General features: G+C 73.2%; 13 protein-coding genes. 6 read left to right on the plus strand and 7 right to left on the minus strand.

The window, feature by feature from the left end:
• The first annotated feature begins 279 nt into the window (after positions 1 to 279).
• Together ACWDCZ_RS24985 and ACWDCZ_RS24990 are read left to right on the plus strand one after the other, a co-directional pair.
• Positions 280 to 1002 (plus strand): FadR/GntR family transcriptional regulator, encoded by a 723-nt coding sequence (locus tag ACWDCZ_RS24985; RefSeq protein ID WP_049652863.1) that lies wholly within the window; start codon positions 280 to 282, stop codon positions 1000 to 1002.
• 64 nt (positions 1003 to 1066) lie between these two features.
• Positions 1067 to 2308 carry a CynX/NimT family MFS transporter gene (locus tag ACWDCZ_RS24990; RefSeq protein WP_074002020.1) on the plus strand — a complete coding sequence of 414 codons (1242 nt, stop codon included), beginning with the start codon at positions 1067 to 1069 and terminating at the stop codon, positions 2306 to 2308.
• A 91-nt stretch (positions 2309 to 2399) separates the two neighbouring features.
• On the opposite strand, the gene ACWDCZ_RS24995 is transcribed toward ACWDCZ_RS24990, so the two are convergent.
• From ACWDCZ_RS24995 to ACWDCZ_RS25010, 4 genes are all read right to left on the minus strand, one after another.
• Positions 2400 to 3116, minus strand: coding sequence for an ABC transporter permease (locus ACWDCZ_RS24995; protein ID WP_049652868.1), 717 nt, complete (start codon positions 3114 to 3116; stop codon positions 2400 to 2402).
• Positions 3117 to 3192: 76 nt separating this feature from the next.
• On the minus strand, positions 3193 to 4110 hold the full coding sequence (locus ACWDCZ_RS25000; RefSeq protein WP_049652871.1) for an ABC transporter ATP-binding protein: 918 nt from the start codon (positions 4108 to 4110) through the stop codon (positions 3193 to 3195).
• Positions 4111 to 4119: 9 nt separating this feature from the next.
• Positions 4120 to 5019 carry an ABC transporter permease gene (locus ACWDCZ_RS25005; RefSeq protein ID WP_049652874.1) on the minus strand — a complete coding sequence of 300 codons (900 nt, stop codon included), beginning with the start codon at positions 5017 to 5019 and terminating at the stop codon, positions 4120 to 4122.
• A complete protein-coding gene (locus tag ACWDCZ_RS25010) occupies positions 5003 to 5980 on the minus strand; it encodes an ABC transporter ATP-binding protein (RefSeq protein ID WP_049652877.1) in 978 nt (325 codons plus the stop codon). Before ACWDCZ_RS25010 ends, ACWDCZ_RS25005 begins: the two co-directional genes overlap by 17 nt.
• A gap of 214 nt (positions 5981 to 6194) precedes the next feature.
• Between ACWDCZ_RS25010 and ACWDCZ_RS25015 the strand changes: the two genes are divergently transcribed.
• From ACWDCZ_RS25015 to ACWDCZ_RS25030, 4 genes are read left to right on the plus strand one after another with little or no spacing between them, the layout of a single operon-like run.
• Complete coding sequence (locus ACWDCZ_RS25015) at positions 6195 to 6635, plus strand: hypothetical protein (protein WP_074002018.1); 441 nt, start codon at positions 6195 to 6197, stop codon at positions 6633 to 6635.
• A 13-nt stretch (positions 6636 to 6648) separates the two neighbouring features.
• The gene (locus tag ACWDCZ_RS25020) at positions 6649 to 8931 is read left to right on the plus strand and encodes a hypothetical protein (protein WP_449817012.1); all 2283 of its coding nucleotides are present in this window, start codon (positions 6649 to 6651) and stop codon (positions 8929 to 8931) included.
• Positions 8928 to 9539 (plus strand): hypothetical protein, encoded by a 612-nt coding sequence (locus ACWDCZ_RS25025; RefSeq protein WP_449817013.1) that lies wholly within the window; start codon positions 8928 to 8930, stop codon positions 9537 to 9539. Before ACWDCZ_RS25020 ends, ACWDCZ_RS25025 begins: the two co-directional genes overlap by 4 nt.
• Complete coding sequence (locus ACWDCZ_RS25030; RefSeq protein ID WP_117488865.1) at positions 9536 to 10063, plus strand: hypothetical protein; 528 nt, start codon at positions 9536 to 9538, stop codon at positions 10061 to 10063. The genes ACWDCZ_RS25025 and ACWDCZ_RS25030 overlap by 4 nt, the downstream gene beginning before the upstream one ends.
• A 106-nt stretch (positions 10064 to 10169) precedes the next feature.
• Here ACWDCZ_RS25030 and ACWDCZ_RS25035 read toward each other — a convergent pair whose 3' ends face one another.
• The 3 genes from ACWDCZ_RS25035 to ACWDCZ_RS25045 form a co-directional block, all read right to left on the minus strand.
• On the minus strand, positions 10170 to 12638 hold the full coding sequence (locus ACWDCZ_RS25035; RefSeq protein WP_449817014.1) for a hypothetical protein: 2469 nt from the start codon (positions 12636 to 12638) through the stop codon (positions 10170 to 10172).
• A gap of 161 nt (positions 12639 to 12799) precedes the next feature.
• Complete coding sequence (locus ACWDCZ_RS25040; RefSeq protein ID WP_449817015.1) at positions 12800 to 13687, minus strand: LLM class flavin-dependent oxidoreductase; 888 nt, start codon at positions 13685 to 13687, stop codon at positions 12800 to 12802.
• Between the two features lie 29 nt (positions 13688 to 13716).
• On the minus strand, positions 13717 to 13923 hold the full coding sequence (locus tag ACWDCZ_RS25045; RefSeq protein WP_074002013.1) for a hypothetical protein: 207 nt from the start codon (positions 13921 to 13923) through the stop codon (positions 13717 to 13719).
• Positions 13924 to 13990 lie beyond the last annotated feature (67 nt).

Here is a 13990-nt window from a genome sequence, read left to right on the forward strand (position 1 = left end):
CCTGCTGGGGCGCGGGGATTTGGTGTCTGCGGAGGAGACGCGCCCGGGGGTCCGAGGTGGGGTCCGAGGTGGGCATGCCGTGCGGGGCGCGGGGAGGAACCCGCCCCTGGGACCTGGGCCCGGGTTCGGGGCCGGAGGGGCTGTCGGCGGCGGGTGGGGTGAGGCCGATCGGGGGGGGTTCAGGGGCTGGTCAGGGGTGGGTTGTAGGATGACCGGGCAAGCGGTTGTAGGATGACCGACGACTGGTTTCGGCGTGTGCGGTGGGAAGGGAGGTCCGGCATGAGCGGCGGTCTGCAGGCGGCCGGGCGGCGTTCCCTGGTGGACACCGCGATCGAGCAGTTGCGGGAGCAGCTGGCCGGTGGGGCGTGGCCGGTGGGGTCGCGGATTCCCACCGAGCACGAGCTGGCCGAGCAGCTGCGCGTCGGGCGGAACACCGTGCGGGAGGCGATCCGGGTGCTGGTGCACGCCGGGATGCTGGTCTCCCGGCAGGGCGAGGGGACGTTCGTCCGCTCCACCAGCGACCCGGCGTCCGTGCTGCGCGGCGTCCAGCGCTCCGGCATCCGGGACGTCCTGGAGGTCCGTGCGGCGCTGGAGACCGAGGGCGCCCGGCTGGCCGCGCTGCGGCACACCCCCGAGGACGTCCGGCGGATGCGCGCCGCCCTGGCCCGTGAGGCCGAGGTGTTCGCGGCGCACCCCGAGCGGGCGAGCCGCGAGGCCACCGTCGAGCACGACCTGGAGTTCCACACCGCCGTCGTCGAGGCCGCGCACAACCCCGCGCTGGCCGAGGTGTACCGCTACTTCGGTGCCTCCGTCCGCGAGGCGATGACCTCCGCCTTCGGCGACCACGACATGCCCGAGGCGGTCGTGGCCACCCACGAGGCGCTGGTCGACGCGATCGAGAGCGGTGACCCGGACCGGGCCGAGGCGGCGTGTCGTGCGCTGCTCGCCGGCCCGACCGCGGCCGTCGAGCAGCTGCTCGCGGCCATCGCGGCCCGGAAGTAGGACGGCGCGAGCCTCCCTTCCGCCGTCCGCTTCCCCCGCACATTCACGAAAGAACAGCACACCCATGGCCGTCACCCGTGCCCAGCAGCCGGTTGTCACCGCTCCTGCCCCGCTCCCCGGCCGCGCCCGGCTGGCCCATCCGCTGCTGCTGCTGACCGGCATCGTGCTGGTCGCGCTGAACATGCGCGCCTGTCTGGCCGCGGTCTCCCCGATGGTCGGCGAGATCCAGCGGACCTTCGGCCTCTCCGCCACCGCGAGCGGTCTGATCACCACCGTCCCGGTGCTGTTCCAGGGCGTCGGCGCCCCGCTCACCCCCCGGCTGACCCGCCGTTTCGGCGCCGAGCGGGTGGTGCTCGGCGCGGTGCTGGTGCTGGGCGCGGGCGTGCTGCTGCGGGTGCTGCCCTCGGTGGCGGCCCTGTACGCGGGCTGCGTGGTGATCGGCGTGGCGATCGCGGTGCTGAACGTGTCGATGCCGGGCCTGGTCAAGCGCGAGTTCCCGGACCGCGCGGCCACCATGACCGGCGTCTACTCGACCACCATGCTGGTCGGCGCCACGCTCGCGGCCGGCACCTCCGTCCCGCTGGAGCACGCGCTCGGCGGCGGCTGGCGGGCCTCGCTCGGCGCCTGGTCGCTGCTCGCGCTGGTCGCGGCGGTGGCCTGGCTGCCGCAGGTGCTGCGCTCCCGCCAGGAGCGGCAGGGGGCGGTGGCCGCGGCCGCCGCGCCGGCCAAGCCGATCGAGGGCATCTGGAAGTCCGCGCTGGCCTGGCAGATCAGCCTCTTCATGGGCATCTCGTCGCTGCTGGTCTACACCCTGGTCGCCTGGATGCCGACGATCCTGGCCGAGCACGGCATGGACCGCGGCCAGGCCGGTCTGGTCTTCGCCTTCTCCAACCTGGTGCAGGTGGCGGGCGCCTTCCTGGTGCCGCTGATGGCCGGCCGGATGACCAGCCAGCGCGCGCTGGCGGTGGTCATGGTCGCCCTGAACGGGCTGGGCATCGCGATGCTGCTGGTCGCGCCGGTCTCCGCCGCGTGGGTGTCGGCGACGATCCTGGGTGTGGCCCAGGGCGGTTCGCTGGGCCTGGGCCTGGCGTTCATCGTGCTGCGCACCGACACCGCGGCCGGTGCCGCCCAGCTGGGCGGGATGTCGCAGGCGATCGGCTACCTGGTCGCGGCGGCCGGCCCGGTCGGCGCGGGTGCGCTGCGCCAGCTGACCGGCGGCTGGGAGACACCCCTGGTGCTGATGCTGGTGCTGGTCCTGGTGGTCGGCGCGGCCGGCTGGGGCGCGGGCCGCAACCGCACCCTCTGAACCGACCGCGCGCCCGTACGGCCCCGCACAAACGGTGAGCCCCAGACACCCTCACAGGTGTCCGGGGCTCACCGCTTGTGCGGTACGGGGCTCACTCCTCGCCGGCGAGGGTCATCCCGGCCAGCTTCACCGAGGCGAGCACCGTCGCCGCGACGGTGACCACCAGCAGCAGCGGCACGGCCGCTCCGAGCGAGACGTCCGAGCTGATCGCGTTCTGTCCCGCGACCGCCTCGGCCACCGAGCGACCCCACTGCTGGATGCTCAGCGTCCGGGCGCCCTCGACGAAGTTGCCGACCGTCGACTCCCAGATCAGGGCGTACGCCAGACCGGCCACGACCGCGTGCCGGGTGACCACGCCGAGCAGCAGGAACAGCGCGCTGTACGCGGCCCCGGCGACCAGCACGGCCACGGTGTAGCCGAGCGCCACGCCGTCCTGGGTGCCGACCAGCAGCAGCCCGGCCAGCAGCGTCGGGACGACCGAGAACAGCCAGGTGACGCCGATCGCGACGACCAGCTTGGTGGTCACGATCCGCCACCGGGGCAGCGGCTTGGCGAGCAGGTAGACGATCGAGCCGTCGTCGATCTCGTTGGCGATCACCCCGGTGCCGACCACCAGTCCGAGGATCGGGATCAGGGTGCCGAGGCCGAGGGCGCCGAGGATGTTGTTGGCCATGTCGTGCGGGTCGGCGCTGGACACGCTCGCGACGGCCGCGACGACCAGCAGCAGGGCGGGGGCCACCAGCAGCAGCAGGCCGCGGCGGCGCCCCAGCAGCCCGCGCAGGGTCAGCCTGGCGACGGTGGGGTTCATGGTCGGTCGGCCCCTTCCTGGGCAACAACGGTCCTGGCGGCAGCGGTCCCGCCGACAGTGGTCCTGCCGACGGCGCTCACGCGGAGACCAGGTAGGAGAAGACGCTCTCCAGCGATTCGTCCGCCGGGGAGACGGTGTACAGCCGGATGCCGGCCTCCCGGGCGACCCTGGGCAGCAGGGTGGTGAAGCCCTGGAAGTTCACCGCTTCGATCCGCAACGCCCGCTCCCGTTCGTCCACCTCGATGCCGCTGGTCGAGCCGTCGGCGATCAGCGCGGCGGCGAGCCGGCGGTCGTCGCTGGAGCGGACCAGGTAGCGGTGCGGGCGGTCGGTCATCAGCCGGCGGATCTTGCGGAAGTCGCCCGAGGCGGCGTGCCGTCCGGCGACCACCACCTCGATGTGCCGGGCCAGCTGCTCGACCTCCTCCAGGATGTGGGAGGAGAACAGCACCGTCCGGCCGTCGGCGCCGAAGCGGCGCAGCAGGTCCATCAGCTGGAGCCGCTGGCGCGGGTCCATACCGTTGAAGGGCTCGTCGAGCAGCAGGACGGACGGGTCGTGGACCAGCGCGGAGGCCATCTTGACCCGCTGCTTCATGCCCTTGGAGTAGGTGCCGGTGCGGCGGTCCTTGGCGTAGTCCATCTCCACCAGGTCCAGCGCCCGGCGGGCGGCGGCGCCCGGCTGGGGCAGGCCGTGCAGTTCGGCGTTGGCGAGGACGAACTCCCAGCCGGTCAGGTAGTCGTACATCGACTCCCGCTCCGGCACCAGGCCGATCTGCTTGTACACCTGCTGGTTGCGCCAGATCGGCGCGCCGTCCAGGGTGACGGAGCCGCTGGAGGGGGCCAGGAAGCCGCTCATCATGTGGATGAGGGTGGACTTGCCCGCCCCGTTGGGACCGAGCAGGCCGGTGATGCCGGGGCCGATGGTCATGGTGATGTCGTTGACCGCGACCACGTTCCCGAACCAGCGGGAGACCTTGTCGATGCTGATGGTGGCCATGCCGCCCTCTCAGACGTTCCGGTAGCGGCGCAGCAGCAGCCGGTACGAGCCGACCACCATGGCCACCGCGACGAGCGCGAACACCGCCAGACCGAGGCCGCCCGGGGCGTGCCGGCGGTCGAAGCCGTCGCCGAGCCCGAACAGCTCGTTGACCAGGGACTCCACCAGGTCGGTGGGCGAGATCAGCGACATCCACTGCGGGGCGTCGGAGCCGGTCGTGCTGCGGTTGCTGATCCCGACCGCGGCCGCTCCCAGCGCGGCGCTGACCGCCAGGTAGCCCATGATGGCGGCCACGCCGAAGCCGCGGCGCGGGGTGGCGGCCGCGATCACCACGGCCACCGAGGTCGGCACCAGGGCGTACAGCACGGCCGCGACCAGGCCGTACAGGAAGTGCGCGGTGTTGTGCCCGAAGTCCATCCCGGCGAGCAGCGCGCCGATGTACAGCACCAGCAACGGGGATGCCATCAGCAGCAGTTGGGCGCAGACCATGGCGCCGAACTTGGCCCGGACGTAGTCGGTGCGGGTGATCGGGCGGGAGAAGTACAGCGGGACGGTCTGGTAGCGCAGGTCCCGGGAGAGCAGGACCGGCGCCTGGGAGGCGAGGAAGACCGAGATCACCAGGCTGAAGATGGAGAGGTAGCCCGCGTACTCGACCGGCAGCTCGTCGCGCTTCATCACGACCGAGACCGCCACGAAGATCAGCGCGGGCACGGTGATCACGCCCAGCACCAGCATCGGCAGCACCTTGGACTTGCCGGAGCGGCCGAGGCCGTACGCGGCGCGCAGGCTCTGGGTGAAGAGCGCGCGGGTGGCGTAGGTGCGGCCGAGCCGGGGGCCGGTGTAGCCGCGGTAGCCGATGTCGTGGATGACGCCGGTGTCGGCGGACCTGGTCTCAGGAGGCAGCGGCATCGTTCGTCCCTCCCTTGCTCTGCTCGGTGTCCTGGGCGTCGGTGAAGAGCTCGGCGACCCGGTGCCGGCGCTGCTCCAGCCGGACCAGGCCGAGGCCGAGTCCGGCGACGGCGTCGCGGATGGTGTCGTACGTCGACTCGTCGGCCAGCCGGACCAGCAGCAGGTGCGAGCCCTCGGGCTGGACGGACAGTCCGGCCGCGGCGAGCCGCTCGCGGACCGCCGGACCCGGCTCGCGGCCGTGGTCCTCCGGGAAGTCGCCGACCTCGACCGCGAGCACGGCCGTCGCCTCGGTGAAGGAGGCGGTGGAGGAGGAGCGCAGCAGCTTGCCGCCGTCGATCACGACCAGGTGGTCGCAGGTCCGCTCCAGCTCGCCGAGCAGGTGGGTGGTGACCAGCACCGAGATGCCGAAGTCGGTGTGCACCCGGCGGATCAGCGCCAGCATCTCGTCCCGGCCGGCCGGGTCGAGGCCGTTGGTCGGCTCGTCCAGCAGCACCAGTTTCGGGTCGTGCACCAGCGCCTGGGCGAGCTTGACCCGCTGCTTCATGCCGGTCGAGTAGCCGCCCATCGGGCGGTACCGCTCCTCGTACAGGCCGACGTGCCGCAGGGTGTCCGCGGTGCGCTCACGGGCGGCGGTGGCGGGCAGGCCCGCCATCCGCGCCATGTGCACCACGAACTCCGTCGCGGAGACGTCCGGTGGCAGGCAGTCGTGCTCGGGCATGTAGCCGACCTGCGCGCGGATCTCGGAGCCCTGGGTGGCGACGTCCAGGCCGAGGACCTCGCCGCGGCCGGAGGTCGCCGGGGCGAGCCCGAGCAGGATCTTGATGAGAGTGGACTTGCCCGCGCCGTTGGCCCCGACCAGACCGACCACACCCGGCCGCACCTCGACGGTGAGCTGGTCGAGCGCGGTGACACGGGGATACCTCTTGGTGAGGCCGTCCGTCTTGATGACAGCTGTGGACACGGGACCAAACGTAACGGCCTTGTGCGGTACGGGTCATGAGCTGGAATGACGAGGCCGTCTGCTGCTGCGGTATGACGTCGGAGCCCCTCACCCCTAGGGGTTAGAAAAAGCGGAATCCACCTGTACCCTTTGTCGAATCTCTTTACACACTTGCCTGACTCTTTGCCAACGGGGGTGCCGGAGCAGCGCCCCGGCACGGAGGGGGACGATCGACATGTCTGATCGGGCGACCGCGTTCGACCGGATGATGAACCCTTGGGCCTACGACGCGGACGGGAACCTGACCGACTCGGCCCGCGCCCGGGAAGCGGCCCGCACACAGCTCAACTCGGCCTCGGCGTCCGGCGGCGGAGGCGGGGGCGGGGGCGGCTTCAGCGCCGACACCAACGCGCTCACCACCGCGGGGAACAACTCCGACCAGATCCACGCCCGCCTCAACACCGAGGGCCGGGGCGCCGACGAGGCCACCGCCAAGGTGTCCACCTCGCTGGCCAATTGGAGCACCGGCAAGGCCGCGGCGGGCGCCGCCGGCACCTGGGACCAGTGCGTCGCCGCCCTCGGCGGCACCATCGGGCAGACCACCCAGGCGCTGCGCGCCACCGCCGCCAACTACCGGCAGAACGAGTCGGCCGTCCAGCACGACCTCGGCAACTGAGAGGACCACCGAGATGGTCGACTTCCACGAGCTCAGCACCGCCGACTTCGGCGTCCTGGACACCGCCGCCACCGCCTGGACCACCGTCGCCCAGAAGCTCCACGCGATGGACGGCGACTGGGACACCACGGTGATCGCCCAGGTCGACTCCGCCTGCTGGAGCGGCCCCGCCGCCGACCAGGCCCGCCCCGGCCTCCAGCGCACCAACGAGCAGCTGACCGCCGCCGTCACCGAGGCCAACGCCTTCGCCTCGATCTTCACCGAGGCGTCCACCGAGTTCAAGGCCGCGAAGACCAAGCTGGACAAGGCGGTCGCCGACGCCCGGACGGCCGGGCTGACCGTCACCGAGAACGGCACCGTGAGCTGGCCCCCGGCCGACAACGCCACCCGGCACGACTACGAGGCCCTCCGGGACTACCAGAAGGAGTGGGGCGACAAGGCGGAGGCCGCCCGCAAGGCGATCGACTCCGCCGTCGCCGAGGCCACCGCCGCCGACGAGCGGATCGCCTGGGCGCTGCGCGCCGACAGCATGACGGACGGTCAGAAGTCCTTCAACGGCAAGGCCATCGGCGGCGGCCCGGAGGCCGACGGACGGCGCGCCGCCCAGCTCGCGGCCCGGGGCGGGGACATCACCGAGCCCGAACTGACCGAGCTGAACTCGCTGTTGGCCTCGCACGGCAACGACCCGAAGTTCGCCACCACGTTCTACCAGGACCTCGGCCCGGACGGCCTGATCAAGTCCTGGAACAGCATGGTCGGCGACCCGGCGCACCCCCGCGACGACAAGGACCCGCGCTGGAAGGCCTACCAGGACCTCCAGAAGAACCTCGGACTCGGCCTGGCCACCGCCACCCGCAGCACCAACGAGCCGCACCTGTCCGACGAGTGGGCCGCCGCGCTGCGCAAGGCCGGCTCCCAGCCGGTCTGGGACAAGCCGTACCGGGCCTCCGGCCTGGACTACGTGCCGTACGGCTACCAGGTGCTCTCCGGCATCCTGATGAACGGGAACTACGACGCCCACTTCATCAACCCGATCGCCGAGCACGTCACCCAGCTCGACACCCAGGACCGGTACTGGCCGGCCCCGATGCCCGGCTCCAGGATCCAGGGCTTCAACCTGACCGGCGGCGACGAGGCGGGCTCCGGCTTCCGCCCCACCACGGCGATCCTGGAGGCGCTCGCGCACAGCCCGGACGCGGCCAACAGGTTCTTCACCGAGCAGCCGACCGCCTACAACCAGGACGGCACGGTCAACCAGGGCGGCAAGCCGAAGCCCTCGGACTACTTCTCCTACTACTCCCACGACAAGGACTGGATCCCGGACACCACCTCCCGGGACTCCAAGGTGTGGGACGCGAGCAAGCAGGCCGGTCCGGCCGCCTTCGGCCGCGCCCTGGAGGCCGCCACCACCGGCCACCCGTACGACGAGCCGGGCCCCGTCCCGCCGGACCGGCACACCACCGAGCAGGCCGACCTGATGAAGCGGGTCGTGGACACCTTCGGCCGGCACGGCGACGACGGGGCGCTGGACGACATCAAGGGCGACGGCAAGCTCGCCGCCATGCGGGGCAGCCTCGGGCACATGACCGCCGAGTACATCGGCGACGTGCAGAACTCGCTCTCCCACGGCACCGACCTGCCGGTCAACGGCTCCCCGGCCTCCCTCGACGCCTCCTCCGTGGCCGGGCTGCTCGACGCCCTCGGCCGCGACCCGGACGCCTACGGCGCGGTGGCCAACGCCAACCAGGCGTACACCACCGCCCTCATCCGCGGCCACCTGGACAGCGGGCAGACCGACTTCGCCCGGCTGGAGTCGGACATCAAGCACAACGCCGAGTCCGGCGGCGTCGTCAGCGGCTACCTCAACCAGGCCCGCATCGACGAGGTGCACAACGAACACGCCGCCTCCGACAAGGAGTTCAACGACGCGCTGGAGAAGAACGTCGGCTACGGCAAGGACGCCTTCAACGCCGTCATCGGCAGCGTGACCGAGAAGATCCCGCTCGGCGGCGAGATCGCGGACCAGATCGTCGACTCGATCGCCGACAGCGTCATCGAGGCCAACAAGAAGGACACCACCGAGGACGGGCGCCAGGAGAGCCGCAACCACACCGCCGAGGCCGAGGGCCGGGTGGCGAGGGGGGCCGACCAGGCGGTCCGGGACGCCGGCAGCGGCACCGGGATCGCCCGCCAGGACATCGACCGGCTCGCCAACAGCGCCCGCGACAGCGCGCTCCAGGGCATGTCGCGCGGGACGGCGAACAACTCGTCCACCAACGCGAAGGGCGACGCGTGAGCGGGTCCGGCGCCGGGCCCGCGGCCCGCTGGGCCCGGCTCCTCGCGGACCGCTGGGCCGGGCGGCTGCACGACCCGCTGCTGCTGCCCGCCGTGCTGGTCGTGGCGGTGGCCGCCGCCGGGTTCGTCGGCTACCGGGACTGGCAGGGCCACCGCCCGTCCGAGCCCCCCGGCCGGTCCGCCCACCTCTGCCGCCTGCCCACCGGCGCCGACACCCCGCTAGGACGGCTGCTGCCGCCCGGTGACCAGGACTCCGAGGAGCGGACCAGCTCCGGCGTCCGCGACACCGACCAGCAGAGCTGCGCCGTCCGGATCGACGGCCGCGCCGTGCTCACCCTCACCGCCGTCCGGCGCGAGGGGGAACTCGCCCTGGCCGCCGCGGAGGCCACCCGCCCGGACGCCCGCCCGCTCGACCTGCCCGGCCTGTCCGCGGCCTGGCCGGGCGGCGCCACCGCGGCCCAGTACTGCGTGACCGGGCCCAGCGGCTACATCGAGGTGCGGGTCACCTCCGGGGAGGCGGCCCGCGCCGACGGGGCGGACGGCCGACAGGCGCTCGAAGAGGTCACCCGCGCCGCGCTGGCGGCGAAGACGAAGGAGCTCTGCCGGTGAAGCACCCCCGGGCCCTGATCGCGGGCGGGTCCGCGCTGCTGCTCGGCGGCGGCCTGCTCGGCTGGCACCTGTACCTCGACCACACCGCCTACCGGCCGCCGGCCGTCGCCCTGTCGCACGGCGAGTGCCGCGGCCTGCTCGACGACCCGGCCGTCACCGGGCTGCTCGGCGGCGCCCCCCGGGTCTTCGTGGAGACGGCCTACCGGGCGGCGACCCCCGACGCCCCGGCCTCCGTACGCTGCTCGGTCAACGGCGGGGACGGCCGGCTGCTGACCGCCGAGGCGTCGTTCGGCGGCGTGCTCTCCGGCGGCGACAGCCTCGGCGCGGTGGGCTTCGAGTGCACCGTGGACGGCCGGCGCACCGGCTACCGCGCCGTCCTCAGGCTCACCGGCAAGGACGGGAAGCTCCTCCCGGACGGGCCCGGCCGCAAGCGGATGGGCGAGGCCGCCCGCGGCTTCGCCGAGCGCGCCGCCGGGCAGCAGCTCGGCTGCGCGGGCGGCGCCGAGCGGCTCGACGTGGTGTGAGCCGCCCGGCGCCGGGCCCCCTTCCGCCGCCGCGACGGCGACGGGTGCCGCTCCCTGGAGGAGCGGCACCCGTCGGTCCGTCAGGTCGCCCGGGGCGGGCGGTGGATCAGGGGCGGCCCGCCGCCGTCCGCGCGGCCGCGACCGGCAGCCGCAGCGGGTTCGCGTCCGGCAGCGCGACCGTCCCGGGTGCCGCGGCGGACGGCGCGACGGCGGCCGACCTGGCGGTGGCCGCGGCCGACTTCGCGCCGACGCCCGTGGTGTAGTACCCGAACATGTCGACCACCAGGTCGGTGCTGCCGACGTGGTTGAAGAAGTCCACGTACCCGTTGGCCCCGACCGAGGCGTTGACCATGTTGGGGATGGTCTGGCCCGCGGTGAAGTTCAGGTTCGAGGCGTCCGGCAGCCCGGCACCGGTCGGGGCAGCGTCCGCCGGCCCGCCGTCCGGGTAGACGGTGACGAAGCTGTCCGCGGTCGGGTTGGTGACCGTCACGTTGAGCAGCAGCGAGCCGATGCCCCAGTCGCGCGGCTTCAGGCCCCAGCCGAGCAGGGAGCTGCCGCCGGGGACCGGGCCACCGCCCTGGCGGCTGTCGTACTGCCGCACGGGGGTGCCGGTGACCAGCACGCCGTCGGTGGTCTGGCCGCTGTCGTCCGGGACGAAGTAGCCCGAGGTGTCGACCACGATGTCGACCGGCGCGAAGGCCGAGCTGAAGACGTCCACCAGGCAGCCGTCGCCGAGCCGGGCGACCGCCATGTTGGAGATCGTCTGCCCGGGCGTGAAGTTGAGGGTCGACGCGTTCGGCAGCGCCTGGCCGTGCGGGTAGACCGTCAGGAAGCCGACGTCCTTGGGGTCGGTGACGGTCACGTTGAGCGCGGCCGCCGTCGCGTTGTACGGGATCCGGGCCTGGTTGCACAGGTTCACCGTGACCGTGCCGCGGGACGGCACGTGGGTGGGCCGGGTGTCCAGCACCCGCTTGGGGGTGAAGCCGGTGTAGACGGCGCCCGTGGTGTCCGGGACGTAGTAGCCGGTGACGTCGGCGATCAGGTCGAGGTCGCCGTCCGAGCCGTTGAGCAGCTCGACGGCGCCGCCGGCCCCGAGCTGGACCGTCACCGCGTTGGGGACGGTCTGCCCCGCGGTGTGGTTCAGGTTGGAGGTGACGGGGGCGGACCCGCCGGCCGGGTAGACGGTGACGAACCCGGTGTCCTTGGCGTTGGTCGCGGTGACGTTCATGACCACGGCGACGGCGTCGGCCGGGATGCCCGCGGTGCCCGCGACCTTCAGCGGGGTGACGCCGCGGCCCCGGAGCGTCCCGGTGGTCCGGGTGTCCAGCAGGCGCTGCGGCGCCATCGCCACGTAGGTGCCCGCACTGCCCACCGAGATGTCCAGCGGCTTGGCCAGCGGGGTGCCGACCGCGCCGTAGCTGTGGGTGCCGTTCGCGTCGGTGACGGCGATCTCCAGCGCGTACAGGCCGGGCTGGCAGCCCGTCGGCTTCGAGCCGTCCGGGGTCGTCCCGGCCGCGGCGAACGGCAGGTACAGCGAGACGTTCGTCGTGAGGGTGCCGGGCGGGACGGTGGTCGAGGCGGTCGGCGCGCAGCCCGGGGCGACCGGGCCGTGGGCCGTCACCGCGACCTGGGAGATCGGGACCGTGTCGGACACCGGGAAGGAGACCGGCACGGTGCCGCCGTCCGGCGACAGCCGGCGCTGGAAGGACACGTCACCGATCGTCAGGGCGGTGGCCGGGGTTTGCAGCGGGGTGATGACCAGCCCGGCCGGGGCCTTGGCCTCGAAGTTCCGCTGGCTGTCGTCGGTCACCCGGACGGAGGTGACCACGCACGGGGTCGTGGCGCTGGTCGGCACCGTGATCTTCATGGTGACCGTGTCGCCCGACCAGGAGAGGTCGCCGACGTTGCCCCAGCAGTCCCCGGTCAGCTCGGGGCCGACCTGGGTGATCCGGCCGGCGGTGTCGGTGGCCTTCATCGACATCGTCACGGTCTGGGCCTGGGCCCGGTTGTCCGCCGTGGTGGCGCCCAGCGTGAACCCGGAGGCCTGGATCGGGTTGGCGCCGGCCGTCAGCTCCACCGACGGCACCTTCAGCTGGGTCCCGATGGCGGACGTCACCGGCTGCCGGTACACCGAGCCGTCGGGCTGGGCCAGCTCCACCTGGGTCATCCCCCAGTGGCCGAGCGCGCTGCCGCCCGGGAAGTGCACCGTCACCCGGCAGTTGCTGTTCGGCGACCCCTGGGGCGTCCAGCAGGGCGCGCCCTGCCCGTCGCCGCCGAAGCTCGCCTTCACGGTCTGCGAGGGGTCCGTCGAGGAGGTGAAGGTGACGCTGTTCCCGCCGGTCATCCCCGTCCCCTTGACGAAGAACCAGAACGTCCGGTCCCCGCCGTCGGGCTGGAGGTAGACGCGGGTGTCGGCGGTCCACACCGCACCGGTGGAGATCACGCTGTGGACCGGGCCCGCGTCGGCCGAGGCCGCCGGGGCGGCGAGGCCCGCCGCCGCGAGGCCGGTCACCGCCGTCAGGGCCACCGCGGTGGCCCGGCGCAGCCGAGCGCCTCGGGATATGTCTCTGGTCATGCTGTCCTTCGTCTCGGACTCGACACACGCGACCGGGGCATGCGGAATCACGGACTCCAGAACCATCCCCCGGGAAATCGGCCAGATCCTAGCGCCAGCCGACGACATGACGGAGCCGGAGCTCCCCGGGGGGGGTGCTCCGGCTCCGTGGGCCCGCGGCCTCAGCCCAGCTGGGCGAGGCCCTCGGTGGCGATCCGTTCGAACACGGTGAGGTCGTTCTCGAAGATCGAGTCCGGGATCGGCCAGTGGATCACCAGCTCGGTGATGCCCACCTCCCGGTAGGTGCCCGCCCAGTCGACGAAGGCGTCCACCGACTGCAGCGGCTTCTCCGCCGTCGACCCCTGGAGCAGCACCTTCTCCAGCGTCCCGGCGTCCCGCCCGACGGCCTCGCAGGCCGCCGTCAGCTTCCCGATCTGCGCGGCGACCACGCCGGGCGCCTCCGCCACCGGCACGTCCGCCGGGCCCTTCGGGTCGCCGTACGTCACCCAGCCCTGCCCGTGCTCGGCGGCCAGCCGCATCCCGCGCGGGCCGGCGGCGGCCACGTAGAACGGCACCCGCGGGGTCTGCACGCAGCCCGGGATGTTCCGCGCCTCGACCGCCGAGTAGTACGTCCCCTTGCGGGTCGTGGCGTCGTTGGTCAGCAGCTCGTCCAGCAGCGGCACGAACTCCCCGAACCGGTCCGCCCGCTCCTTCGGCGACCACGCCTCCTGGCCCAGCGCCGTCGCGTCGAAGCCCGTCCCGCCGGCCCCGATGCCCAGCGTGACCCGCCCGCCGGACACGTCGTCCAGCGTGATCAGCTCCTTCGCCAGCGTCACCGGGTGCCGGAAGTTCGGCGAGGTGACCAGCGTGCCGAGGCGCAGCCGCTCGGTGGCGCAGGCGGCCGCCGTCAGCGTCGGCAGCGAGCCGAACCAGGGCTCGTCCTGGAAGGACCGCCAGGAGAGGTGGTCGTAGGTGTACGCGGTGTGGAAGCCGAGTTCCTCGGCCCGCCGCCAGGTCTTCTGCCCCTCGCTCCACCGGTGGACGGGGAGGATCACGGTGCTCAGTCGCATGCCCCCGACCCTACGTCCGCGCGGCGCGGTCACGGGTGCGGGCGGGTGCGTTGGGCGGGGAGGGACGGGGCGGAGGTGCGGCGGGCGAGGTCGGCGAGGGTGTGGAAGAGGACGTCGCCGAGCAGGACCGGGTCGCGCGAGGCTTCGGGTGCCCGCGGCGCTTCGGTGGCCTGCGGGTCGCGGGTGTCGGGACGGGCGGGCGGGGGCGGCTGGTCACGGAGCTGGCGTGTGGGCATGGCTCTTCCTGCCGACGGGGTTGCCGTGGGCAGTCATGCCCGCCGTGGTCGGCCGAACACCCCGGGT

It is taken from the genome of Kitasatospora sp. NPDC001225, from assembly GCF_053597855.1.